The sequence below is a fragment of the Paenibacillus sp. UASWS1643 genome, from assembly GCF_008693195.1.
Lineage (GTDB): Bacteria > Bacillota > Bacilli > Paenibacillales > Paenibacillaceae > Paenibacillus > Paenibacillus amylolyticus_B.
In genome coordinates this window covers 44706-69347 of sequence record NZ_VXKZ01000105.1, presented here as the reverse complement: position 1 = coordinate 69347, position 24642 = coordinate 44706, and the positions used below count along the sequence as shown (strand labels likewise).

Genomic DNA, 24642 nt, shown 5'->3' with positions numbered 1-24642 from the left:
CATTTCTAGCTTCATCCCATCTTCTCGGTACTGAAAACCGACTTTTTGAACACGCACTATTAGAGAACGGGAGGGAATAACATGTTAGAACAACTGAAGGAAGAGGTATTCCAGGCGAATCTGGAACTGCCCAAGCACGGACTTGTAAAATTCACTTGGGGTAACGTCAGTGCAATTGATCGGGAAAGCGGTCTGTTCGTAATTAAACCAAGTGGCGTTAGCTACGATGTGATGAAAGCAAGCGACATGGTTGTGGTTGATCTGGACGGTAACGTGGTGGAGGGTGAGATGAGACCTTCCTCGGACACCGCAACACATGCCGTACTATATAAGCATTACTCGGAGATTGGCGGTATTGTGCATACACACTCCACGTGGGCGACGATCTGGGCGCAAGCCGGACTGGATGTTCCTGTAATGGGAACCACACATGCGGACACGTTCTATGGGGCTGTGCCTTGCGCACGTTTCCTGAACCAGGACGAGGTGGATCGCGGATACGAAGCGGAGACAGGACGTGTCATTATTGAAACGTTTGAACAACGTGGGATTGATGTGATGGCGGTTCCGGCAGTGTTGCTTCATGGTCATGCACCGTTTACGTGGGGGAAAGATGCCAAGTCAGCGGTGGTGAACAGTGTTGTACTGGAGGAAGTATGCAAAATGAACCTGTACGCGCGGCAGTTGAATAACTTCGCGAAGGAACTGCCGCAAGGCATCCTGGATAAACACTATCTGCGTAAACACGGAAAAGACGCGTATTACGGACAAAAGTGATTAGTTTGCGTATCGATCGGATGACACTAATCCAATCGAAAAGGTCTTGTGCTACTACTGCCAACGAAGTTGTATAAAACTTTTTACACGATAACGGAGAAGACAGAAGAAAGCTGGAGAAGCGGAGCGTTCACCTTTATCCCCGGATTTTCCCTTTAGAGAAGGGAATCAAAAAAATCTGGGGATAACAGTGATCGGAAGATTATTCTGGCTTCGCAGCGGTCCAGTGTAACCCATTTGTTCAACTATACTTTTTACACGATAACGGAGAGTGCAGAACCAATCTGAAGAAGCGAAGCGCTCGCCTTTATAACCGGATATCATCCTTATTAAAATTGATCAAAAAAATCCAGGGATAACCAGCGATCGGAAGATGGTACTGCAATCGGAGTGGTAAGTGTAAACCCATAATGTTCAACTATAAAAAATGAAATGAGGATGATTATATGTCAGCAACAAAAGAGTTCTGGTTTGTGGTCGGTTCACAGCACTTGTACGGAGAAGAAGCACTGGGCGAAGTAAAAGCTAACGCACAGAAAATTACGGATGCCCTGAACGCCAGCGGCGTACTGCCGTACCCGCTTGTATTGCAGGATCTGGCGGTAACCGCAGATAAAATCACGAGCATCATGAAGGAAGTCAATTATCGCGACGAAGTAGCAGGTGTCATCACATGGATGCATACCTTCTCCCCGGCGAAAATGTGGATTCGTGGTACAAAATTGCTGCAAAAACCTTTGCTGCACTTGGCAACCCAATTCAACGAAAGCATTCCGTGGGCAACCATCGATATGGATTTCATGAACTTGAACCAAGCAGCACATGGTGACCGCGAATATGGCTTCATCAATGCTCGTTTGAAAAAACAAAACAAAATCGTGGTTGGCTACTGGGAGCGCCCTGAAGTTCAACAACAGGTTGCAGACTGGATGGACGTAGCGGTTGCCTTTAACGAAGGCTTCAACCTCAAAGTTGCTCGCTTCGGAGATAACATGCGCAACGTTGGCGTAACTGAAGGTGATAAAGTAGAGGCACAAATCCAATTCGGATGGACGGTTGATTACTTCGGCATTGGCGACCTCGTGCAATACGTGAACGCCGTAACGGAGCAGGAAATCGATGATCTGATTGCTCAGTATAAAGACCTCTATGAATTTGATTATGGTACGAACAGCAAGGAAGCTTGGGAAGCCAGCGTACGTGTGCAAGCGAGCTATGAAATTGCGATCAAACGTTTCCTGGACGAAGGTGGGTACAGTGCCTTTACGACAAACTTCGAAGATCTGCATGGCATGAAACAACTTCCGGGTCTGGCAGTGCAACGCCTGATGGCGCAAGGGTACGGATTTGCCGGTGAGGGTGACTGGAAAACAGCTGCACTGGATCGTTTGCTGAAAATCATGGCCCATAACGAGAACACGGGCTTCATGGAAGACTACACCTACGAGATGGCTGCTGGACAGGAAGCAATCCTGCAATCCCACATGCTTGAAGTAGATCCTACACTGGCTAGCACGAAACCAAGAATTATCGTGTCCCCACTGGGCATTGGCGATCGTGAAGACCCGGCCCGTCTTGTATTCGATGGCAAAGCAGGCGAGGGTGTCGTGGTATCCATGGCAGACTTCGGTACTCACTACAAACTGCTGATCAATGAAGTCTCTGCATTCGAGCCTACCGTCCCAGCACCTAACCTGCCGGTAGCACGTGTATTGTGGAGCGTGAAGCCGAACTTCCAGGATGGCGTTAGAGCATGGATCGAAAATGGTGGCGGTCACCATACGGTCGTATCCTTGAACCTGACGACAGATCAGATCGTGACATATGCGAAGCTGGTGAATCTGGAGTACGTTATTATTAAGTAAAAGTAGATTGGCAGCTACTGCATGAACTTATACAATTTTTCTCTGTGGCCGGGGGTTAACCCTCGGCCCTTTGTTTGTTATGCTGAGAAGCATGATGTGAAACTGAGCATGGGTTTACTTTTCCATCGAAAAGAGATAAGAAATGAAGGAGGTAAGGAAAGGATATGTACACAAAAGAAAGCTTGATGCAGCAACTAGAGCAGCTTGGTTTGGATCGCCAAGGTACGTTGCTTATGCACTCTTCAATGAAGAGTTTGGGCGAGGTTGAAGGTGGAGCAGATACGGTGCTGGATGCCTGTAGCGACTATATGAAAGACGGATTGTTGGTGCTTCCCACCCATACGTGGTCTACCATTAATGCGGATAACCCAATGTTCCACGTGGAAAATTCTGTATGCTGTGTGGGTATTCTACCTGAACTTTTCCGTAAACGTCCGGGCGTGGTTCGTTCGTGGCATCCTACGCACTCAGTAGCGGCACTCGGGAGAGATGCAGAGGTATTTACTAAGGACGATCATCTCTTCGATACACCATGTGCGAGAGGTTCCGCATGGGGGAAATTGCTCGATCAGAAAGCGACGATCTTGTTAGTAGGCGTTGACTTGAAGCGGAACACATTTATCCATGGGGTCGAAGAGTGGGTGGACATTCCAGGCAGAATGACAGACGAGCATGAGATGCTGTATACGGTTTTACCAGATGGAAGCCAGATTTCAGTACCGTCCCGCAGACATAGTGGGTTGCCATGGTCGGAGCATTTCTGGAAAATAGACGAGGTATTGGTTCGCGAAGGTGCGATGCGTAAAGGAAAGTTCGGTGATGCGGTTGTTAGAGTGTGTGATGCGGCTAAGACGTCAGAGGTAATTACGGAGTTGCTGAAGGACAATCCAGATTTATTCTCGGACAACGAACCCTTTTATTCTCCTAAATATGAAGCTAATCTGGTCGGAATGAGTCATGAAGCATATCTCAGAAACGAGGCACGTTATAGGCAACAATTGGAGCTGTTGATCGCTGAGAAGCAGGTCGCTGAAGGCGGACGTTTACTTGATCATGAACAAGTCATAGCCAAAATGCGGGAAGAGTAGATGTTCCTGGTCATAGGGTTAAGTACTACTGTCGGAGAGATGAACTCCGCGAATGATATGGGTCATTTGAATCAAACTAATTGCTGGCTGGCCGCTCCGTTGGATATGGGCGGTTTTTTTGTGGAACAGTCAGTCAGATTCCTTCACAAAAACGCAAAATAGATCAGGATTTCGATCAGAGGTTGGTCGGACTTCCAGTGTATGGGCTACTCACCCTTATGGTGGTGTGATAAGATATGGTTAAATTAACCAATAAGTTTGGCGTAGCAGTATTGTATAGGTGTTTATTGAAGTTTTATATAAGTATCCCATAGAATTATGAGCAATCACGTTGTCATTGTAGCATCTAAGAAGGAGAAGATTCGTGAACCCATTAGTATGGTATGATCTTTTTTTATTTGTCCTATTGTTCGGTGTAGGTGTATATGTGTTTGCTACGGTTAGAATTACGAACTTACATAAGGTGTATTTTTTGTTTCACGGGTTGATGATGCTCTGGCCTTTCTGTCAATTCGCCAGTACGCTCACGGATGATTCCGGCCTGCAGTTGTTCTATGTTACGTTGTCTTTCGTTGCGGTCTCTCTGCTTGGGAGCGGGTGGCTTCTACTGACGATCTTCATTACCGGTTATGCGGAGCGGTTGAGTGCAAAAGGAACTTTCTTGCTATTTGTCCCTGCAGTGATCGGGGCTATAGGTGTGGTCGCCAATCCATGGAACGAGTTCGTCATTTCCCTGGAGGGCGGGTACATCGAGCGGGCTTACGGCCCTTGGTTCTGGGTTGTAATGGTTATTCTGGTGAGCTATTTCTTGGCGTCCCTCGTCGTTCTGTTCCGGGCGGTGTATTCATCACAGACGTCTGCCATGATCAAAAAACAGGTGCGGATCACCCTATGGGGCATCTTGGTGTTGGCTGTGTTTGCAACCATTGATGCAATTCTGAATGTTGTTCTAGCCCGCTGGTTGCCGATCATTCCTGGCATGACATCGCTGGGGATCTTTCTGTCAGACCTGTTCTTTGTCTATGTGATCAAAAGATACAATGTGTTCGATCTGGTCTCCATCGCGCATGAGGACGTAATCAATACGATTCCATATGGCATCCTTGTACTGGATGAGAATGAAGTTATTGTTGAAGCGAACAAAGCCTCACGATCCTTTATGGATCTGCATGTGGGGGATTCTTTTGATATGGAGGTATTTCTGGAGTCTGTTCAAGTTGTGGGCAGCTGTCGGGAGTTCGTGAATCATTATAAGAAAAAGGAAAATACCCTATCTCACATTGAAGTGATCGTGGAGCGGGACAACAACATTCGGCACTATATTCTGCAATCGTCTCCGATTGTGGATTCGGCTCTTGTGCCGATCGGCCATATTCTTACGTTCCAGGATGTCTCGCAGGAGCGTTTCTATGTGAAAGAGATGAATCGCCAGAACGTAACGCTTCAGGAGCGCAATCAGGCGCTAGACTTGATACGTCAGGAGTTATCCGAGGCCAATCGCAAACTGGAGGAACTCGCGCTGACGGACAGTTTAACCAACTGTTACAACCGACGTTATCTGACCCAACACCTGAATCACGAGGTCATTACCAATATTCAATACAAAACACCATTTTCACTCCTGCTGCTCGATATCGACTACTTCAAAGCGATCAATGATCGCTACGGACATGTCATCGGGGATGAAGTGCTCGTCCGCACGGCGGAGGCCGTCAAACAATCGATTCGCAGCACCGATATCCTGACGCGTTATGGCGGGGAAGAGTTCATGATCTACCTTCCGCACACGGAGCATGACTTGGCGAACCAGATCGCGGAGCGCGTGAGAACAGCTGTGGAGTCCAACCGCATCATGGTGGATCACGAGATTATGCAGGTGTCGATTACGATTAGTATTGGGATTCTGTCCTTTGAGGACTTTGAAGTGGAGCATGTGCCAGACAATCCGGAGGGATATTTGACCCAGCTGTTTGCTGCGGTGGATAAGGCCTTGTATCAGGCGAAGCAGAATGGGCGGAACAGAGTGGAGTTTGCGGAGTTTGAGCGGGAAGTTATTTGAAAAGAGAAATAAGAGAAGAGTGGAGACGTACTCCACTCTTTTTGGTGTTAACGTATGATTTTGATGTAGAGATATTTATTCGGAATTTTTATGTGATTTTTCGATAGCATTTAAAACTTCTTTGCTAATTTTGGTCAATGATACGATTGTATCTGTACTTTTTCCACTTATTAAAGTTATATGTTCGTCCAAGGCTCTTTTGTACTCAGAGTCTTCTTTGAATTTAAAGACTTCTTCAGCAGTGACCTGCAATCCATTCATTATTTTCTCAAGAGTTTCCAAAGAAATGTTACGATCTCCCCGTTCAACCCCACCAATATAGCTGTAATGAAGACCTGCTGCTTCCGCCAGTTGTTCCTGAGTCCAGCCTTTTGCCTTCCTTAACTCACGTATTCGATTTCCTACGTCCTCTGGTAAACTCATTTGATCACCTCCACTTAAGGTTAGAAGAGGTTATAGAATCCTTACAGACTAATATGTGCAAAGGAGAATATTATTAAACAGTACTTATAAGTACAATTTATATTGATCTTCTTTTGGTTTATCTATACAATTATAAGAAAATCGATAATTAAGGAGGATTATCTTTGCGGAAATCTATCCTGAAATCACTCAAACCGGACATTATTGTTGAAATGTTGGAGATGCTGTGGCTTTTGAAAATTGGAACAAGGTGATGGAGAGGGCGGACATGTTATATCAATGTGTGCAGTCGATCCATGAAGAGCGGCAGGAGTATCAGACAAAGGGAGTGCCTGCACCACATATACATACCGAGCATCCGCTGGTCTACTATTACGGTTGCAGTCAATTAATGCGGGGTATGGCTCACCAGAAGATGGGACAGGTAGATCAGGCGCGAGCATGTATCGATCAATATGCAGAACTAGGCTGGATGGAGGATTTGGATGAGGTAGGCATGCAGGCGGTGCAGGAGTTCAGGCATAAGGCACAGGTGAATCGGTATGCTCTTGAGATTGAAACCGGGCAGGTGGAACTGCTGGAGGAGTTTGTAAACTTTTTGCTTGAGCATCCGGAGGAATGGTTGGTGGGTCTGAAAGTGATTACGGAAGCAGCAGTGCGGCATAGATGGCAGATTGATCGGCTTTTACAGGTATTCGAGGATCTGATACAGGGCGATGGCAGAGAAAATGGTTCTTCAAACAACGACGATATGTACTATCACTGTTATCAGCGGGCTTTGTATGAACAGTGGATGGGAAGGCCACAGGTGGCCGTGGAGTTCATTTTTCAGGCGATTCGGTTAGCGGATAAGCTTGGGATGGATCGGTATTTTATAAGATGCACGGCATTGTTGGAATCATTGCGGGAAGAGGCAACAGCGGAGCAGATTGGACGGTATCGGGTGATGTTGGAGGGGATAGGACAGGAGCGTATCTAAGTTGATTAAATAGACACACACTCTGAGCGTTGAAAAGACTGCCTACGATTTAATTGATCATACGCAGTTTATATTTTAGCTGAGTCACAGTCGTATACTTAGTCACGGTCAGGAAAGATTGGCTTTTTATTTACTAAATTAAACCAATCTTCAATATGATCACTTAAAGATGGAATGTCGTTGATCCCTTTTTCGCATATTTCGTTATACTTATCGCCTAAAATTTCTTTTAGATTATAATTTTTCTTATATTCGTCCGTTAATCTTGCCTGATATACTTCATATGGTTCCAAGCTGTAATTCTGGTTGCGAGTCTCAAGACCAAGATACAACTTCCATTGTAACTCGCCCTGGAAAGCATCTATACATGTAGCTAATTCGTTGTACACTTTCCCTGGATTGAGAAATCTGAAATAAAATCCAGGCGTGTGATGATAAAGATCCTCTCTTGCAAACATATTATATCTGACCCATTCGTAGGTACGAAGCTTAGATAATGTATAGCCTATGAAGTGCGGCAGTTCCAGAATTTTATTCGCAATATTTGTACATGACTCTAAACTCTCAGTGAATATATCGCTCCCAAATTTTCCCCTGAACATCGTGTATATTTCTTTAGCTAAGTCATCTTTATCCAAGTTGGCGTTACGAGTACATTCTTCAATTTGTTTTACCTCATCCTCATATTCATCCTCAGGAGCGTAGGGGAATAGATCAATGGGGTCCCATTCGTCTATTATTTTTTTAACTAACATATGTAACACCTCTTTTAAAATCCTTTATAGATCCTACGGGGCCGGTCATTACACAAATATTTTCCCGAATCAGAAGCTTTTATCGGTTATCATGAGAGCATCCTTTCAAGATTCCAAAATAGACCCCATCCTTACTGGATGAAGTCAGATTGTTTAATTAAATTGTTGGATAAACGATGTAAAGTCTGTGGCGGCCACATGACCACCCAAGGGGTTGGCAGAATTTATCGTTTCAATATAGATAATATTAGGCTGAGAATTGTGGCTGTAATTAAAACAAAACAGGTTACCCTCTAAATCTATAGCAAAAGGAAAATGATTAGGAGGAAGGTTGCTCTTTTGCTCATTATATACATCCAATATATCAAGCTCATCAAATGCGATGAAGGTTAAGAAGGAAGAAAACATTACTTTTTTTCCACTGATGTTCAACGTCCGTTGGGCAGGTTCTGCACCGTGATATTTTTCTATGAAATGAATGTACTCAGAGGGGAATTGTATCCCCCAAGTCTTTTCCACTGTCTTTACGGTATGAATATCAACAGGAGGATACTCCGTGCTCCATGCATTATTATTATCGACCATTTGATCTACTCCCTATTAATAATTGAATTTAAACCTGGAGCTATTTAATCCAATTTATATCATCATCTGACCAGTATGTGCTCCAATTAGGATCATCTACCTGACTAACTTGGATGATTTCTCCCGTGTCGTTTCTTCTAACGGCGTAACCGCCATCTTCATGATAGTATACAGTGACGGGCGCATTATTCTGTCCTTTTCTTTGGTCAATCCAATCCACTGTGCCTGCCGGCTCATGCATAGCTTCACCCAATCGTTGATCATTCCAACCACGTTCAGCAATTTGATCTGCAATACTTTTGCCACCTCTTTTTGTAGGCTCTTGGCTGTAGTGAAAGGGAGCTCCAGAATAACTATTTAAATTCGTATCTGCTTCTTTTCCCTTTCCCCCTCCAGTATCCGTATGGGGCGAGTGATGCTGTTTGCCATCAATGGACTTGATCCCGACTTTTCTACCGAAGATTCCGAGGAGCATAGAAGTTGTGATATTTGCAGCGTACTCTGCTCCGCCTTCTTGCTTCATTTTATCGAACTCGGCTGAAATCTGCTTCTCTGCCTGTTTTCGGGTATCTCCGTTATCCCACACATAGTTCCAACTAAAGGCGATTCCGTTCCCTACGTCTTTAATTGTACCAATGGTATTATCATATAAAAAGTTACCCGCGGTATCCACCGGATGTTCAATAAGGTCTTTACCTAGTTGCAGGGCAGAGTCACCAATAGCTAATATGTTTTCTCCGGCCTGATTGAAAAAGGCATCCACATGTTCCTCAACGCTTCGTTTAGGAGGGGGATCATTTGGGCCGCAAACAAGATCATTAGTACGAGGTGTGCCCGGATTGGCCTGATACTGTAGTAAAGCAGAGATGTTAACCATAGTGGAATCGGTATCCACAAAGCGTTCCCGGATTTGCTCCAAACGAAGAGATATTATATGGAGTAGCTCCAGAGTGGTATTCAGGTTTTTCTCTGCATAGCGGTATAAGTGGGCAAAGCGCTCGGCTGTCTCGCCTTCAAAACCATCGAGTAGGGGAGTAAGTTGGCTATTTAATCTAGCCAGAGTTTGTTGCAAGTGCCCGTGTCCTACCTTAAACACGCCAATCGTGTGTGTCATTTGATCCACAGGGATCTGTATCTTTGTCATCGTCTCAATCCTCAGTTCTTGATCTATACTATATTTTAATCCATGTTAGATGCTGTTTGTGAGGACCTATAGTTCTATTTATGTATAGCCTTTTTAATAAAACTTTCAAACGGATAATAAGAATAGGGATCTGGCAATCAGATAAGCTTGACGGTGTCTTGTATTTTTAGAGGAAATGAAGTAGGAAAGCTATTTACTGAAACTGGTAGGATATGTCTTGAAGTGGGTATATGCATATAGGACCATAGCACCGATGAGGAGCATAGAGTGTGTTTTTACCATGGTGAAATCAGGATGTTAGCCGGATAGTTTACATATTACACTTCTGCTAACATAGGATAATCTTATTTCGAATGAGCGGAGAAACGTTATGAGTACAATCAAAGTTACCCCTGAACAACTACATCACGTATCGAATCAGGTGGATCAAGCCAGACAACAGTTGGAGAGTATACGAAGTGATCTGACGAGACAGATCATGTTTGTTCAGATGATGTGGATGGGCGCGACGCAGGAGCGATTTTACTATGAGTTCGAGCAGTCACGACCTATACTGAATAAAGCGCTGGAGAGTATGGTGAATACATCCAAGGAATTGAAGGATATCGCCACGCGTTTCCAAGATGCAGATGCTCAGAAGGGAAGTCTGGGCGGTGCAATTGGAGCTATCGGCGCCGCAGCTATGATGACCAAATCAACAGGTGATTCCGGTTCGGGTGACAAGGGCTATCGGATGGCGCAAATCAATATGTTCGGTAAATTGGTCTGGATGCCTGTCAACGAGAATGGTGTTGCGGATCAGGCTGCTCTTCAGGCTTATCAGAGGGATCAGGGAAATCTGGACTTTAATCGCATGCAAGCTGTGAACGTTGAGCCGCCTGGGGAAGATATTTTTGCGTTACAGATCAAGGCGTTTGAGATGGGCATTCATCCTACGACAGGAGAGCCTGTATCGGATAAATATGCTCAGATGATGGTTGCGTCTCTGAAGTTCAGTCAGATTTTCATGGGGATTCAGATGGTTCGTGGGAGTATGCCAGGTGGTAAAGGGCCGTTTCGATTGCCTTCTTCTAATCCTGCTGTGGCGGAAATTAAGCAGCATATTGAAAAAGCTGAATCGGAAGCGAAAGTAGTTAATAAGCCAGCGGAGAGAGCGGCAGAGGGAACACTGAACTCGCCTATCGTCGGGGACCTTTCTAGAGCGCAACAAAGAAACCTTACAACATTAGATAATATAGTTGATAAGCATCTTACTGAGATGGATTTTTCGGGTACTTTACGTGATTTACAAGGAAACCCAGTGCCGAACAAAAAAACAGGTGGGTATTGGAATCATTTACAAGAGATGCAGGACTCATACAAAGGATTAAGTAAAATAAAACGCGGATTGGAAGGTTCTCTACAGAACCCTAATCTATCGCCTTCACTGAAAAGTACATTGGAGGGGGCCTTGGACAAGGCCAATACTAATTTAAAAAAAATCGAGGATTTATTTGAACCATTTGGAGGAATAAAATAAATGAGTAAATTAATTAAAGAAATATATTCAATAGATCAAAATATTCAGACTGATAACTCTGATTCACCTTTGGATCATTGGTACGATAGACTTATTAATAAGAAAGTGAGTGAGCTTGACTTAGAAGATGTTAGTAGAATGTTGGGCCAACATGTGCTTATAGATCTTGGTATAGAAAAGGCTATAGAAATTTTATCAAAAGATCCTCTTGCTGGGGAGATGTATGATGGACATCTGTTGAAGCTTCTTTATTCTATTGAAACGAATAATTTCAGAGACTTATCACAACTAAAAAGATTACTCCAGACTATCAAGAGAGATCTTTCTCAATTCGAATGGGCTGATGAAGAAGATCAGGAAGAGTACGCTGAGTTATTAGAACTTTTTTTGAAAAAGGTTGGCCTTTAAAGTTATGAAAAAAAATTTAGACCTTAAATTTGAGCTTCATAAAAAATGGGTTGAGACTAGTGGTCAAGAAGGTGAGAAGCTACGATTACAGGAAGCTGATTTTCAACATTATGAGTTAACTGGTGTGTGTTTGGAACAATCGTATATGACTAGCTGTAATTTTGATAATCTTAGTCTGAACAACATGGATTTCCATGCCTCAGGTTTAAGTTCGTCAACTTATAACGACGCAGAATTAGTAAATTGTGATTTTTATAAGTCGGACCTATCTTATACTGAATTTTCTAATGCAACTTTGCGAATTTCCATAGCATTAATGTCGGTACCCCTGACAACCCAACAGTCCTTCTAGGTCAAGATGCAGCAAAATGGTGAGAAGCTACCGTGGGAGAATGAATTTTAAATTATATCTTAAAGACAAGTACTGAATTTAAATTAACGGAGTAGGCATGTTGATAACATATATGGACTTAGATTCTTTTAAGGAATACTTACTAAAAACTGTAGATGAATTATCCACCTATCATAACGAAGTACTGGGTGAAAACAGTAAATTCATAATTACTCCGATTGAGGAGCGGGGTAAATCTTTAAATTCTACAGACGAATATCTTTACCGGGGAATGTTAAATTCGAATAATTTAGATGGACGCGAGTTCGATATTGATTCTGTTATAAAGATGTTGGGTTGTAGAGTACCCTTGTGCCCCCTTTGGGTAAAAGTTTTGCTTAAAGAAGTCAGGGCGGAAGCACCTGTAATTGAACTGCAGACGAGTTTAAGATTTCGTAAACCAAGTTTGTTACAAAACCAAGAAACGGGACATCCTCCGTTCATAGCAGTTCTAGAGTCCTTAAACTAATAAAGAAGAGGATAACTAATGGGAACCACTGCATTTTTCTTAACGGAGCGTGAAAAGTATACGCCAGAAAAGTTTTTGTCTGACACTATGATTGCAGCATTTAACTCCGACAACCGGATTATTTTTGATAATCATAAAAACCTTAAAAATGGAAAATTCTCTTCTACAACGTTGAACATTCTGGCTCATTCCTACAACAGCGACGATAATAATCATCAATTCATTATGTATGTGAAGGCAAAGGAAAATAAGATTGGAATATTCGGTGACTATGGAGATCTTGATTTGGATCCTGATCACGAACTCATTCGAGTAGGTACAATAGAAGAAGTGTTTGGAGCAGAAGAGGTCATTCTTCGTTTCGTTTATGAATATCTGAATCTTAATAGATCCGACTATTTTTGGGTGTCTGATTACGATTGGGTCTACACTTGGGAAGACATACAAAAGATATATTCAGAGACTTATGACTCTGATTGGTGCTATAAAGATCCTAAAATGATTTGAATAAATCGATTGGGCTGGATCTTCTAAATGGAGGTCACAATAAATGATTGTAGAGTCTAGAGAAGTAATACGAAAAAGAGCGGCTCTTCATATGAACGATCCAGTAATCGAGCATTACAGAGTTGAACTAATTAATATACTAAGCCAAAATGAAGATGAGACGATTCAATTCCTCAAGAACTGTAGTAAGGACGAACTTAATTGGGTTAGTGAGGTGTTTGAAGAAATAGCTTATAATCTCCACAGTACAGAATATATCAACACCCTCAAGGAATATGATAAAAAATATCCTGAATTAAAATTAACGAATATTATCAAGACGGCCATTTCTTACATGGATTAATCTTACCGGTATCCAGACAGGATCAAACTGGGAGATGACTAAGATAGAGGTTAATTTTTAATATGTACAAACAATTAGATAATCTATTATCAGCTGTTACCACAGTTGATTCCTGGTATGATGACGGTTGTATTATAGCAGCAGAATTATTGGAGGATTTCGGACAAAGTGATTGGGATCAGTTAACCATTGAGGTGCTGGATAAGCCACTGTACTGGAAGAAAAAGCTGGCTTACTGTCTGGATAGTACACAGCACACACAAGAATTTGAAATCTTGCTTTCTCTACTTTCTGTTGAAGACAGCGAGTTGTTTGAAATATGTATAGATACATTAAGAAGTTACACATCTACTGAATATAAGCAACGAATTTTAAATCATCCAATGATATTAGATCGTGTGCATAATGCAATTTCAGGAGCAGGAACTGCCAGCAAAAAGATTCTAGAGGATTTTCTTAAGGGGTTAAAATAGGTGAAATGAGTATAATGAAAAATCCACCTATTTTTTTGATTTTAGTATGCTTCTAGAGAGGATTAGTATGGATTTAGCATTGTATCTATTTTATAAAAAAGACACGAAGCAATTAGCAGATTTACTATTGAGTTCTCTAAAAGATTTTTCTCAGGAGACTCTTATGAAATCGAGGGGTGGTTATTACACGATTGCCAATCCTAACTTCTCAGTTATCGTACAAGACGATGATGAGTTAGTGGGTTTTACAAGAAAAGAGTTGAATTTAAATATTAATTATTGTATCAATATTTCCGTTTTCTCACGCTCACCCGAAGAGGGATTACAAATCATATTCCAAGCGATTGATACTCTAACAGACAAATTAGATGAGGATATTGCATTGACAGATAGTGAAACTGGTGTGATCTTTCTGCGGTCTGATGGTCAACTTGTCATTAACTCGCATTGCAGAGAGAACCCTGATGTCTATGATTGGCCTTATGATTTACTGGATGGAAACTTTATTGAGAAGGATATGGCAGGGTTGATTTAAGGAAGCTGGAAGCTCACTTTCAAAAGGGTATCTTCACATTTCGAACGGGTTAATGTATAGAATCGGTCAGAGTACATTTTTATTAAACCGGTTTCTTAGGGAGAATGGTCTTTAAAGTTCGAAATTGATAGTAAGTCATATACTACGAGGTAATTTAATGGCTAAAACACAACATAGTAAATGGCTGAGGTTAAGTAGGTAAGGACGAAAATGAACTAAATTGCCCTAATTGTGGGCATTCTAATATACACTTTCAGTATGTCGGAGATACACGGTCAAGAATAGGGTTTTTAGATATATGGTGTGATTCTTGTATTCATGGGATTCATATCTCTCGTACCAAAATTCCTAAAGGTGTAGATATGATCTCATTTGAAGAGGAAGATGAGTATTATAAGCGAGTACCTAAGTTGATTCTGGTAGAGCGAGGGTAATGCTCTTTAAAAGCGTTGGAGCGTTGATGAACTATGAAAGAAGAAAAAGTTAATGACTTTTATTATGTTGGATACGAGGGGCATCCGGAAATATTAATTCTCTTTGAAAGAACTACTCAAAAGAATGTTCTAAAGATATGGATTGGATATTTTGAGACATTATTGGATCTTATGTGCCAGTATGAGTCTACTGACAATGATATTCTACAAGCATACTATGCCCATGAAGGTTGGTATGAGGGAAGTCCATGGGAAATACAGAACCTTGATTCAGCTATTCATTTATTTAAGTCCTTCAATGTGAGTAAAGTAACTGATGAGCAAATAGTGAATGTTAAGAACATTGTTCCTACTCTCCCAGAAGTAGCACATCAGATATCAACATTTTTAGAATTAGCCAAAACGAACGGTTGCAGCGTGTATATTGAATACGACTGATTGAGATTAAAGAACATACTTTAAAACGATAACGCAGTTGCCAGGGCTGCGTTATTTAGTCGTTACCTTGTACGTAACTCTAATAGGTTTAATAGTTAATCGACAGGAGAGCAATACATGGGGCAGCTACTAACCAAAGCTATTGAACGATTATCGTCTATTTCATTTGAGGATACAGAAGATAGCTCACTAGAATCCTCATCTCATGTTTTGATTAAAGAATATCTTAGACGCGTTAATCAATTATTAAACGAGATGGATGCTTCAATAGATCAATATCCCCTACTTAGTTTGGCTAAAATTCTTGGGAAAGCTATAGATGAAGAGGTATATCAAGCTTGTTCAAAACTGGACACACTAGGAAATCCTTATGTAAAGCTAATTTACTACTGTTATTTAGAAATCTCCGAATTAGCAGATCAAGGAGTGGATGAGGCAATTCAATACATAGACCTCTACGAACCGATGATAAAATTCTTTGAACGAGGTGGGAGTTTCATCATAAGACAAGGCGAAATGGTTGTAGGTAGTTTAGCTTATCCTCTTAATTATTGGAGACATTTAAATATTTCAGTTCAAGATATTAGCGACATCAATTAGGATCATGTTTGATCAAAGGGGGGAGAATATTGCTACTCAGGAATTTTATGATGAGTACTGGGAGGCAGCAATACATGAATTAGGAATAATCCTGATTCGGGATGGATCTAAAATATATTTTCACCAATTAGAAGCTGCTTTGGTTGAGTTAAAACGATTAAGTGAGTGGGCAAAGGAACATTTAAACGGGAGTGAACTAGAGTATATGACGGGTAGAATTGAAAATTTACTAGATATATTGCCTAGCGCATCTATTAGTGAAAGTACAATTCTGTATATATTCTGAGGGTGATAGCTTGATGTGGGAACTTATTAGAATTGAGTAGTTGTCTCTATAGGAGGAGGTATTAATGAATCAATTATGTAAAGGTATAGAAAGAATAAACAGCATCAATTGGGGTACTTCCGGTAGAACAGATGAGCCCCCAAACATGGCATTATTACAGGAGTATATTAGAAGAGCAGCAATATTGACCACTACATACCATTTGAAAACATCGTATCCCTTCTTCAACGCTTCTCGTGCGTTCGGATATGACGTTGATCTGGATATAACTGAAAAATGTCCTCAATTAAAGGAATTGAAAAACGGTTTCCTAAAAGGAATGTGTGAAGCATTTTTGGAATGGTTGTTATTATTTGATTCCGGAAATGAAATTGCGTCGGAGTTTCATGATTTGTATGAACCTTTGATTCTTTTAATTGAAAGAGGAGGAACCATTAGAAGAAAGCATGGTGAGATTATTACAGGTGGCTATGCATTTCCTCTAGCAAATGCCGAATACATGTCTAAACAGGCACCAATTGATATAAGTGATGAGGGACTGGAAGCCTGGATGCACCACCATTGATTTCTTAGATAAGTCGTATAGCTCTAGCTCAAGCATTTTAAAAGTTAGAGGAGTGAGAGCATGAATTTTGATATCGTTGAGATAAAGGACTACTATGACACGGAAATAATTAATTATGACTTTACTAATCTAAAAGATTGGGGCATAAGTGAAGAGAATGCTCATTTTTTAATCGACATAGGAGTTCCAGAACAATATGATGATTTTTCCTTTTATGAATCTGAAGCTTTCCAAGTGAAAGTTATTGAAGGAGAGGAATATATTCAGATTGGTCACTTCGCAAGTTATGGTATGCGTGACTCGTATGGTCTCTATCTAAAACAAGGGAGCGATATGTTTTTCGCAACGTCATCATTGGATAAGTCCAACGTATATATGCTCAATAAGAATTTGGGAACCTTCTTTTTGTTTCATCTAATTAGAAGTGAACTGGCAACTAAAATGAGACTGGAAGGTACATATACCTCAGATGAGTATGCCAGAGCACTTCGTGGTTATTTTGAGCAGATTGATCCGATAGCAATGAAGAAGGACGAAGGTTACTGGTCACATATGCTGGAAGACTACGAAACTGGATTGTAACTCTGCGAAAAATCTTGCATGGTGCTAGATTTAAACAATCCCAAATCGGGAAGAGAATTAATCATAATAAAGTCCTCATATGTAACAAAAAACATGAAGAATCCGCTCTCATCTGAGAGTCGGATTTTTTCTCGTTTTAACACCAATATAACTCTTGTCAAAACGTAATCATTACGATAAGATAATACTCATTGTGTTTAAATAATAATAATTACGATTAAGAGAAAGGGGCATTACCTTGAATAAAAAGACGCCACTGTTAGCGCTGGTCTCCTTGGCCTTAAGCGCTGGACTGTTGAGCGCCTGCGGATCATCTGAGTCCAGTCCCGCTGCGCAACCATCCACCGACAATAAAAATGTTCACTTCCTATATAACTTCTCCACCAGTTCGCTAGATCCGCATGTGGATTCCAGCTATGTGCCGCTGCGCGCGGGCATTACGGAAACGCTGGTTCGCCTTGATGAAGAGAACTTGACGGTTGCTCCATGGCTCGCCGAGAGCTGGGAGAGCGAAGATGGTCAGCATTGGACAATCGACCTGCGAGATGATGTGAGTTTCCAGAACGGCAAGCCGATGACGGGTGAATCCGTTAAGGCATCGCTTGAGCGGGCACTGGAAGAGAATGTAGCCATCCAGAACGCGCTGAAGATTGATACGATTGAAGCTGAAGGCGACAAGCTGGAGATTACCACAACTCAGCCGTTCCCGGAGTTCGCTTCAGAACTGGTGAACCCCAACACGGCGATTATCGACGTGAGTGAGCCGGATATTGTGAACAAGCCCATTGGTACAGGCCCGTTCAAACTGACTTCTTTTACCCCAGGCAGCAAGCTGGAACTGGACCGCTATGATGAATACTGGGACGGAGCATCGCCACTGGATTCCATTACATTCTCATTCAATGAAGATGCTAATGCCCGCACACTTGCGCTCAAATCTGGTCAGGTTGATATCGTATACCGTCCAGAGGTCGAGAGCCTCGAATCGCTCAAAGCAATGGACGGCATGACTGTGGAGTCCACGTCGACGTTCCGTGTGCATCAGATGACGACGAATATGCAGCGGGAGAGTATGAAGGACATTAACGTCCGTCGTGCGGTGGATGCGTTGATCGACCGTCAGGGCATCGTGGACACGATCCTGCTCGGCTACGGGGAAGCGGCCATCGGACCATTCCTGCCATCGCTGCCGTTCGCGCCAACCTATACGGATACTACAACAGAATCCGGAGCTGATGTGGCTGTAAAATATCTTGGCGAAGCAGGGTACACCCTACAAAACGGCGTGATGACCAAGGACGGCAAACCGTTGCAGTTGACGCTGCTGACGTATTCGGCTCGTGCCGATCTGCCATTGATTGCCCAAGTGTTCCAATCTGATGCGAAGAAGATTGGGATCGACGTGCAGATTCGCCAGATTGACACGCCAGAAGATTATATGGCATCCAACCGTGACTGGGATATTGCGACGTACAGTAATTTGACAGCCCCGCGTGGGGATGCCGGTTACTACCTGAATGCAACGTACCATCCGAAGGGTGCTCTTAACTTCAGTGGATCGGAAGACCCGGAATTGACCAAGATCATCGACGAACTGAATCTCACGGTTGCACCTGAGAAACGCGCAGAGCTTGCCGAGAAGGCAGCCAACTACGTGCATGACAACGTGCTGAATTCATTCGTGCTGCATCCGGGTACGATCGTTGCCTATAACGGCAAGAAGATCAAGAACTGGGTTACCACCCGCAGTGAATATTACATGATTACCAATAAGCTGGATGTGATGTAATGTTTCGCATTTTGCTTCGAAAGTTCCTTGAGGTATTTATCTTTCTGTTGTTCATTATGTTTGTGAGTTTCCTGTTCATTCGTCTGGCTCCCGGTGATCCCGTACTGACGATCCTGAATGTGGACGAACTGTCCGTTAGTCAGGAGCAGGTCGAAGCTGTACGCGAAGAAATGGGCTTCAACGATTCGCTTCCTGTCCAGTTTGGCAATTGGTTGCTCGATTTCGTTCGGCTCGACTTCGGTGTATCGTATTCGACAGGTCAGCCTGTCATGCAGACCTTGATGCGTGCGCTGCCGGCTACGGCTGAGCTGACGATAGGCGCTCTGCTGGTCATGCTCGTGATAGCGATCCCGCTCGGCTCGCTTTCAGCGCTCCATCGCGGAAGTTGGATTGACCGGGGCAGCCGCATGCTCTCCATTGTGGGTGCGGCGGTGCCAAGCTTCTGGCTGGGTCTGATCCTGATCGATATGTTCGGCGTACGCTTCGGCAATCTGCCGACCATGGGCCGGGATGGATTCACATCGCTTATTCTGCCATCTCTGACGCTGGGACTTGCCATCTCCAGCGTTTATGTGCGTCTTTTGCGTTCCAGCCTATTAGATTCTCTTAGCCAGGAGTTCGTTCGGTCTGCCCGGGCAAGAGGGTTGTCCGAAGGCCGAATCTTCATGCTACATGCGTTTCGGCATAGTCTGCCGCCTGTCATTACGGTATTCGGCGTGAGTCTTGGCAGCCTGATTGGCGGAGTTGTCGTAATCGAAGTGTTGTTCGCCTATCCGGGCATCGGCAAGCTCGTCGTTGATGCCATCCGCCAGCGGGACTATCCACTGATTCAGGGTTATATCCTGATCATGGCTGTCGTGGTATTCCTCGTGAATACGGCGGTTGATTTGTCTTATCGTTATTTGAATCCTGAAATGAAACTCAAGGAAAAGGAGGCCCACCAATGAAAACCATACCCCTGCCCATTCCACCTACAAAATCTAAAAAACATAGCTGGCAGGCGATCGTTGGTTTGCTATTTGCACTGCTAGTCATCGCGGCCTCCATATATGCCTTTTTAGTTCTGAAACATGATCACACGTTAACCGATCTGCGCGGACGATTGCAGGATGCTAGTGCGCTCCACCCGTTTGGCACGGACCATCTGGGTCGTGACGTACTCACACGTCTGCTGCTTGGCGGCGGCCAAACGTTGGGTTATAGCTTGCTGGCACTCGGTGCTGCATTGCTGATTGGCATTCCGTTTGGACTGATCGCGGGTTACAAACGTGGCTGGGTCGATAAACTGTTCATGCGGATCGCCGATGCCTTTCTTGCTTTTCCTGATACCATCGTCGCAATTGTACTAAGTGGTCTGCTAGGGGCCGGAATCGGCAATCTGGTATTGGCGATCGTGATTGTAAAGTGGGTCAGCTATGCGCGTCTCGTTCGAAGTACGGTTTTATCGGAGTCACAAAAGGATTACATTCGGATCGCCCGCACCAACGGACTATCGGACGGTCGAATCATGAGGAAACATCTGCTTCCGCATATCGCAGGGCATGTGCTCGTGTTAGCCAGTCTCGATCTGGGCAAAATCATCCTGCTCATCTCATCCTTGTCCTACATCGGGCTTGGCGCACAGCCGCCAACACCTGAATGGGGTGCGATGCTGAACGACTCGCGGCCTTACTTCCAGTCTCGGCCGGAGCTGATGATCTATCCGGGCCTCGCTATTGTCTCGGTAGTCCTGCTAGCCAACATGCTGGGCGACTATCTGCGAGACCGGTTTGACGTGAAGAAGGAGGTGCAGCCATGATTCTCTCCATTGAGGAACTGAGCATCTCCAGTCGGGATCGCACAATTGTAGATCAAGTCTCTCTGGCTGTTCGCGAAGGTGAGTTCATGGCACTCGTTGGACAGAGCGGTAGCGGCAAAAGCTTGCTCTCGCAAGCGATTGGTCGTCTACTGCCGCCCAACCTGCATGCGTCAGGACGAGTGATGTTCGAAGGCAGTAACCTGCTCGAACGGAAGCCGAAGGAGATGCGCGCCCTGCGGGGAAGTCGCATCTCATATATTTTTCAAGACTATCAGGGAGCGTTTACACCCTTTCGCAGTATTGGCGGACACTTTGATGAATACCAGAAGGTACATGGGGAAAAGTCTTCTGCCACCCGCAAGAAGCGGGCGGAGGAAGCGTTGGAATCGGTTGGGCTTGGCGCTGAATTGCTGCGCCGCTATCCGTTCCAGTTGAGCGGTGGACAGCTTCAGCGGGCTTCGATTGCCACCTCGCTGATGCTGTCTCCTCGCCTGTTGATTGCTGACGAAGCAACAACAGCACTGGACAGTGTGTCTGGGCATCGTGTGTTGGAGCTGCTGGCACGCAAGCAAGCGGAGACGGGGTGTGCGATTCTGTTTATCACACACGATTGGCGTCATGTACGCCGCTATGCCAGCCGTTTGGCTGTGATAAAGGAAGGTCAGATCGTCGAATCTGGCGGAAAGCATCGCATTCTCGACCATCCTCAGCATGAATATACGCGTCAGCTGATTGATGCGGCTCCCGTCCTGAGTCGCTCGCTGAAGTCGGGATTGAAGGAGGCAGGAATCGAATGAAGACGACCGCAAATGATGAACGCCGTGGACTCGTGCGGTCCGAAGAAGAATCTGGTGTGCGAAGCCACGATTTTGCAAAAGACGTAAACCTTGCATACACAGACAATGCAGTCATAGATACTGCCGTTGCAGCTCATGCAGTCATAGATACTACAGATACAGATCAAGCGGATACAGATGCGAATATAGATTCCACCGATGCAAAGACTTCTTCATCGTTCAGCATCACCTCCGACCCCGTGCTTCACGTAGAACATCTCAGCCGAACGTATGCAGGTGCAGACCGCCCTGCTGTGAATGATATTTCCTTCTCTCTGAACCGCGGCGAGTGTCTTGGCCTGGTTGGCGAGAGCGGCTGTGGGAAGAGTACACTCGCCCGCTGTCTGCTACGGATCGAAGATGCGGATAAGGGCTCGATTATACTGGGCGGACAGGATATCGCGCGGCTGAGCGGCCGACGGTTGCGACCTCATCGACGGAAAATCCAGATTGTTTTCCAGAACCCGATGGCTGCACTGAATCCAAAGCTCAAGATTGCCGACTCGCTAATCGATCCGTACGAACAACTTGGACGGAACGCCGAACTGTCCCATTTTACCTATACTTCGAAGGACGCTTACGTCCAAAAGCTGCTTGAAGCGGTCGAGCTTCCAAGCGATTTGGCTGGACGTTATCCGCACGAGCTAAGTGGTGGACAGCGTCAGCGGGTCACGATCGCGCGTGCCATTGGGATTGAGCCGGACGTCGTCGTTCTGGATGAGCCGACCGCCAGCCTGGACGTGATCTCGCAAGGTGCAGTTTTGCAGTTGCTCACCGATCTGCGGACATCGCTTGGTCTTTCATACGTGTTCATCTCGCATGACTTGGCCGCGGTACATCGCATGAGCCAGCGCATCATCGTCATGCGGGAAGGTCAGATCGTTGACCGCTTTGGCGCAGATGCGTTGTTCGCTGAAGAACGCCATCCGTACACGAAGGAACTGATTTCGATCTTCTGAGTACTTCCTGAAACGCCGTTGGCTGTGATAGTCTTTTCAAATCAATAAAGAGCCGCTTAGCGAAACATTCGAGAGCGGCTCTTTAGCGCATCCATTTTCACGGCTATACAAAATTTCATGTACCAAGTCCCACTAAATCCGGGTTCCTTTCTTTGTTTTGAACAAATATATCTTTCAGGCCTATAACCGGGCTAACGTTCCGATGTAAACTAGCGTATACTGATGGAATAGCAAATATCTTGAAATTGCATATTTAAATTGCTCTATATTATTGATACACTAGATCAAGGTTATAATCATTCAGAGAAGGTGCGATCCCGTTCAAGAATGGGCTTGCTGCAAATGCCAAATCGATAACGCTTACATCCTTTTGGCAAATATAGGATATAAGGACGGTAGACATGAGCCAGGGACAAACGAGTACAGATGTTATCTTGATTGGTGCCGGAATTATGAGTGCAACTTTGGGAACTTTGCTAAAAGAATTGGCACCAGACTGGAATATTAAGGTTTTCGAAAAGCTAGCCACTGCAGGAGAGGAAAGCTCCAACGAATGGAATAATGCCGGAACCGGGCATGCTGCATTGTGCGAACTTAACTATACCGTTGAACGACCAGACGGAACCGTAGATATTAGCAAAGCGATTAAAGTGAATGAACAATTTCAGATCTCAAAGCAATTTTGGTCCTATCTCGTCAATAGCCGTCTGATTCGTAATCCACGGGACTTCATTATGCCGATTCCTCATTTGAGTTATGTACACGGAGAGAGCAATGTCCAGTTTTTGAAAAGACGTTATGACTCCTTGTCGAATCACCCGCTGTTCGCAGGCATGGAATTCTCGGATGACAAGAAAGAGCTGGCGAAATGGATGCCGCTAATGATGAAAGATCGTACCAGTAATGAACCTGTTGCAGCGACCAAAATTGACTCCGGTACGGACGTTAACTTTGGTGCTTTAACGCGTATGCTGATCAAACATTTAAAGGAACAACACGTGGGCATCCACTACCAACATAGCGTGAAGAATATGAAACGCACCAGCGATGGACAATGGGAACTGTCCGTGAAAAACCTGAAGAGCGGTGCAGTCGAACGCCATAAGGCAAAATTCGTCTTTATCGGTGCAGGTGGCGGAAGTCTGCATCTGCTACAGAAGACGGGCATTCCGGAAGGTAAACATATCGGCGGATTCCCGGTCAGTGGAATCTTTATGGTGTGCAAAAATCCAAAAGTTGTGGAACAGCATCACGCCAAGGTATATGGCAAGGCTTCGGTAGGGGCTCCGCCGATGTCTGTACCACATCTGGATACCCGTTTTATCGACAACAAGAAGTCGCTGTTATTTGGACCGTTTGCCGGGTTCTCACCAAAGTTCCTGAAAACGGGTTCCAATGCTGACTTAATCACGTCGGTTAAGATGCATAATCTGCTTACAATGCTCGCAGCAGGCGTCAAAGAAATTTCTTTGACCAAATATCTAATTCAACAACTCATGTTATCCAAAGAACAACGTATGGCTGAATTGCGTGACTTTGTTCCGGGCGCCAAGAGCGAGGATTGGGATATGGTTCTGGCGGGGCAGCGTGTGCAGGTGATCAAGGATACCGTTCAAGGTGGCAAGGGCACGTTGCAATTTGGTACGGAAGTGGTCACGTCTGCAGATGGGACGATTGCGGCTTTGTTAGGTGCATCACCGGGTGCATCCACCGCGGTTCAGGTCATGCTTGAGATTCTTCAGCGGTGCTTCCCGCAACATATGGAGGCATGGGAGCCAAAGATCAAGGAAATGATTCCTTCCTACGGCATATCCCTTGTGGAGAACTTGGATCTTCTCAAAGAGGTTCATTCTTCAACAGCCAAGGCACTGGGATTATCGGATGAAAAACAAGTCTTGCACGTATAACGTTTAGCTTATCGTGTTAGATAATAATTAGGCCATAGAAAAGAGAGCTAAGCCGGGACGAAACCCGTGCTTAGCTCTCTTTTGGTTTATTTGGTACGTCAGAACCTGAACTTGAGCTTGGAATTGAA

Annotated in this window: 27 protein-coding genes and 1 pseudogene; 24 read left to right on the top strand and 4 right to left on the bottom strand. The window is 44.2% G+C overall.

The genetic code is table 11. The features are described 5' to 3' along the window. Window positions 1-81: 81 nt before the first annotated feature. From FE296_RS11945 to FE296_RS11930, 4 genes and pseudogenes are all read left to right on the top strand, one after another. Window positions 82-777, top strand: coding sequence for an L-ribulose-5-phosphate 4-epimerase (locus tag FE296_RS11945; protein WP_047840995.1), 696 nt, complete (start codon window positions 82-84; stop codon window positions 775-777). A 446-nt stretch (window positions 778-1223) separates the two neighbouring features. After that, window positions 1224-2642, top strand: a complete 1419-nt coding sequence (gene araA / locus FE296_RS11940) for an L-arabinose isomerase (RefSeq protein WP_150365045.1) — start codon at window positions 1224-1226, stop codon at window positions 2640-2642. A 164-nt stretch (window positions 2643-2806) separates the two neighbouring features. After that, window positions 2807-3556, top strand: a pseudogene (locus tag FE296_RS11935) (AAC(3) family N-acetyltransferase); the annotation flags it as partial. Window positions 3557-4094: 538 nt separating this feature from the next. Next, the gene (locus tag FE296_RS11930) at window positions 4095-5789 is read left to right on the top strand and encodes a histidine kinase N-terminal 7TM domain-containing diguanylate cyclase (protein WP_150365044.1); all 1695 of its coding nucleotides are present in this window, start codon (window positions 4095-4097) and stop codon (window positions 5787-5789) included. 75 nt (window positions 5790-5864) lie between these two features. On the opposite strand, the gene FE296_RS11925 is transcribed toward FE296_RS11930, so the two are convergent. Next, the gene (locus tag FE296_RS11925; RefSeq protein WP_124118660.1) at window positions 5865-6212 is read right to left on the bottom strand and encodes a helix-turn-helix domain-containing protein; all 348 of its coding nucleotides are present in this window, start codon (window positions 6210-6212) and stop codon (window positions 5865-5867) included. A 268-nt stretch (window positions 6213-6480) separates the two neighbouring features. On the opposite strand from FE296_RS11925, the gene FE296_RS11920 reads away from it, so the two are divergent. Further along, window positions 6481-7191, top strand: coding sequence for a DNA-binding protein (locus FE296_RS11920; RefSeq protein ID WP_223868852.1), 711 nt, complete (start codon window positions 6481-6483; stop codon window positions 7189-7191). A 98-nt stretch (window positions 7192-7289) separates the two neighbouring features. On the opposite strand, the gene FE296_RS11915 is transcribed toward FE296_RS11920, so the two are convergent. The 3 genes from FE296_RS11915 to FE296_RS11905 form a co-directional block, all read right to left on the bottom strand. Then, window positions 7290-7946 (bottom strand): DUF1871 family protein, encoded by a 657-nt coding sequence (locus FE296_RS11915; RefSeq protein ID WP_150365043.1) that lies wholly within the window; start codon window positions 7944-7946, stop codon window positions 7290-7292. A 153-nt stretch (window positions 7947-8099) separates the two neighbouring features. Next, on the bottom strand, window positions 8100-8531 hold the full coding sequence (locus FE296_RS11910; protein ID WP_150365042.1) for an SMI1/KNR4 family protein: 432 nt from the start codon (window positions 8529-8531) through the stop codon (window positions 8100-8102). A gap of 40 nt (window positions 8532-8571) precedes the next feature. Next, on the bottom strand, window positions 8572-9675 hold the full coding sequence (locus FE296_RS11905) for a colicin E5-related ribonuclease (RefSeq protein ID WP_150365041.1): 1104 nt from the start codon (window positions 9673-9675) through the stop codon (window positions 8572-8574). 370 nt (window positions 9676-10045) lie between these two features. Between FE296_RS11905 and FE296_RS11900 the strand changes: the two genes are divergently transcribed. From FE296_RS11900 to FE296_RS11810, 19 genes are all read left to right on the top strand, one after another. Then, window positions 10046-11194, top strand: a complete 1149-nt coding sequence (locus tag FE296_RS11900) for a WXG100 family type VII secretion target (RefSeq protein WP_150365040.1) — start codon at window positions 10046-10048, stop codon at window positions 11192-11194. Then, entirely contained in the window at window positions 11195-11602 is a 408-nt protein-coding gene (locus tag FE296_RS11895) for a contact-dependent growth inhibition system immunity protein (RefSeq protein WP_150365039.1), read from the top strand. It begins immediately after the preceding gene. Window positions 11603-11606: 4 nt separating this feature from the next. Further along, window positions 11607-11954 carry a pentapeptide repeat-containing protein gene (locus FE296_RS34020; RefSeq protein WP_150365038.1) on the top strand — a complete coding sequence of 116 codons (348 nt, stop codon included), beginning with the start codon at window positions 11607-11609 and terminating at the stop codon, window positions 11952-11954. 112 nt (window positions 11955-12066) lie between these two features. Continuing rightward, a complete protein-coding gene (locus FE296_RS32710) occupies window positions 12067-12462 on the top strand; it encodes a hypothetical protein (protein WP_190945152.1) in 396 nt (131 codons plus the stop codon). Window positions 12463-12480: 18 nt separating this feature from the next. Further along, the gene (locus tag FE296_RS11885) at window positions 12481-12969 is read left to right on the top strand and encodes a hypothetical protein (protein WP_150365037.1); all 489 of its coding nucleotides are present in this window, start codon (window positions 12481-12483) and stop codon (window positions 12967-12969) included. 43 nt (window positions 12970-13012) lie between these two features. After that, window positions 13013-13312 (top strand): hypothetical protein, encoded by a 300-nt coding sequence (locus tag FE296_RS11880; protein ID WP_150365036.1) that lies wholly within the window; start codon window positions 13013-13015, stop codon window positions 13310-13312. Window positions 13313-13374: 62 nt separating this feature from the next. Then, window positions 13375-13785 (top strand): hypothetical protein, encoded by a 411-nt coding sequence (locus FE296_RS11875; protein WP_150365035.1) that lies wholly within the window; start codon window positions 13375-13377, stop codon window positions 13783-13785. Between the two features lie 67 nt (window positions 13786-13852). Then, window positions 13853-14320, top strand: coding sequence for a hypothetical protein (locus FE296_RS11870; RefSeq protein ID WP_150365034.1), 468 nt, complete (start codon window positions 13853-13855; stop codon window positions 14318-14320). A gap of 467 nt (window positions 14321-14787) precedes the next feature. Further along, the gene (locus FE296_RS11860) at window positions 14788-15192 is read left to right on the top strand and encodes a hypothetical protein (RefSeq protein ID WP_150365033.1); all 405 of its coding nucleotides are present in this window, start codon (window positions 14788-14790) and stop codon (window positions 15190-15192) included. Window positions 15193-15309: 117 nt separating this feature from the next. Beyond that, entirely contained in the window at window positions 15310-15792 is a 483-nt protein-coding gene (locus tag FE296_RS11855; RefSeq protein ID WP_150365032.1) for a hypothetical protein, read from the top strand. A gap of 4 nt (window positions 15793-15796) precedes the next feature. After that, entirely contained in the window at window positions 15797-16078 is a 282-nt protein-coding gene (locus FE296_RS11850) for a hypothetical protein (protein ID WP_150365031.1), read from the top strand. A 64-nt stretch (window positions 16079-16142) separates the two neighbouring features. Further along, window positions 16143-16643 (top strand): hypothetical protein, encoded by a 501-nt coding sequence (locus FE296_RS11845; protein ID WP_150365030.1) that lies wholly within the window; start codon window positions 16143-16145, stop codon window positions 16641-16643. Window positions 16644-16703: 60 nt separating this feature from the next. Beyond that, window positions 16704-17225 (top strand): SUKH-4 family immunity protein, encoded by a 522-nt coding sequence (locus tag FE296_RS11840; protein WP_150365029.1) that lies wholly within the window; start codon window positions 16704-16706, stop codon window positions 17223-17225. Between the two features lie 238 nt (window positions 17226-17463). Beyond that, window positions 17464-19014 (top strand): nickel ABC transporter substrate-binding protein, encoded by a 1551-nt coding sequence (gene nikA, locus FE296_RS11835; protein WP_150365028.1) that lies wholly within the window; start codon window positions 17464-17466, stop codon window positions 19012-19014. Further along, window positions 19014-19961: a nickel ABC transporter permease gene (gene nikB, locus FE296_RS11830; RefSeq protein ID WP_150365027.1), complete on the top strand. Its 948-nt coding sequence runs from the start codon at window positions 19014-19016 to the stop codon at window positions 19959-19961. Before nikA ends, nikB begins: the two co-directional genes overlap by 1 nt. After that, window positions 19958-20812: a nickel transporter permease gene (gene nikC, locus FE296_RS11825; protein ID WP_150365026.1), complete on the top strand. Its 855-nt coding sequence runs from the start codon at window positions 19958-19960 to the stop codon at window positions 20810-20812. Before nikB ends, nikC begins: the two co-directional genes overlap by 4 nt. Further along, a complete protein-coding gene (locus FE296_RS11820) occupies window positions 20809-21609 on the top strand; it encodes an ABC transporter ATP-binding protein (RefSeq protein WP_150365025.1) in 801 nt (266 codons plus the stop codon). Before nikC ends, FE296_RS11820 begins: the two co-directional genes overlap by 4 nt. Then, window positions 21606-22607, top strand: a complete 1002-nt coding sequence (locus FE296_RS11815; RefSeq protein WP_317889412.1) for an ABC transporter ATP-binding protein — start codon at window positions 21606-21608, stop codon at window positions 22605-22607. The genes FE296_RS11820 and FE296_RS11815 overlap by 4 nt, the downstream gene beginning before the upstream one ends. A 401-nt stretch (window positions 22608-23008) precedes the next feature. Further along, window positions 23009-24514 (top strand): malate:quinone oxidoreductase, encoded by a 1506-nt coding sequence (locus FE296_RS11810; protein ID WP_150365024.1) that lies wholly within the window; start codon window positions 23009-23011, stop codon window positions 24512-24514. The last annotated feature ends 128 nt before the right edge of the window (window positions 24515-24642 follow it).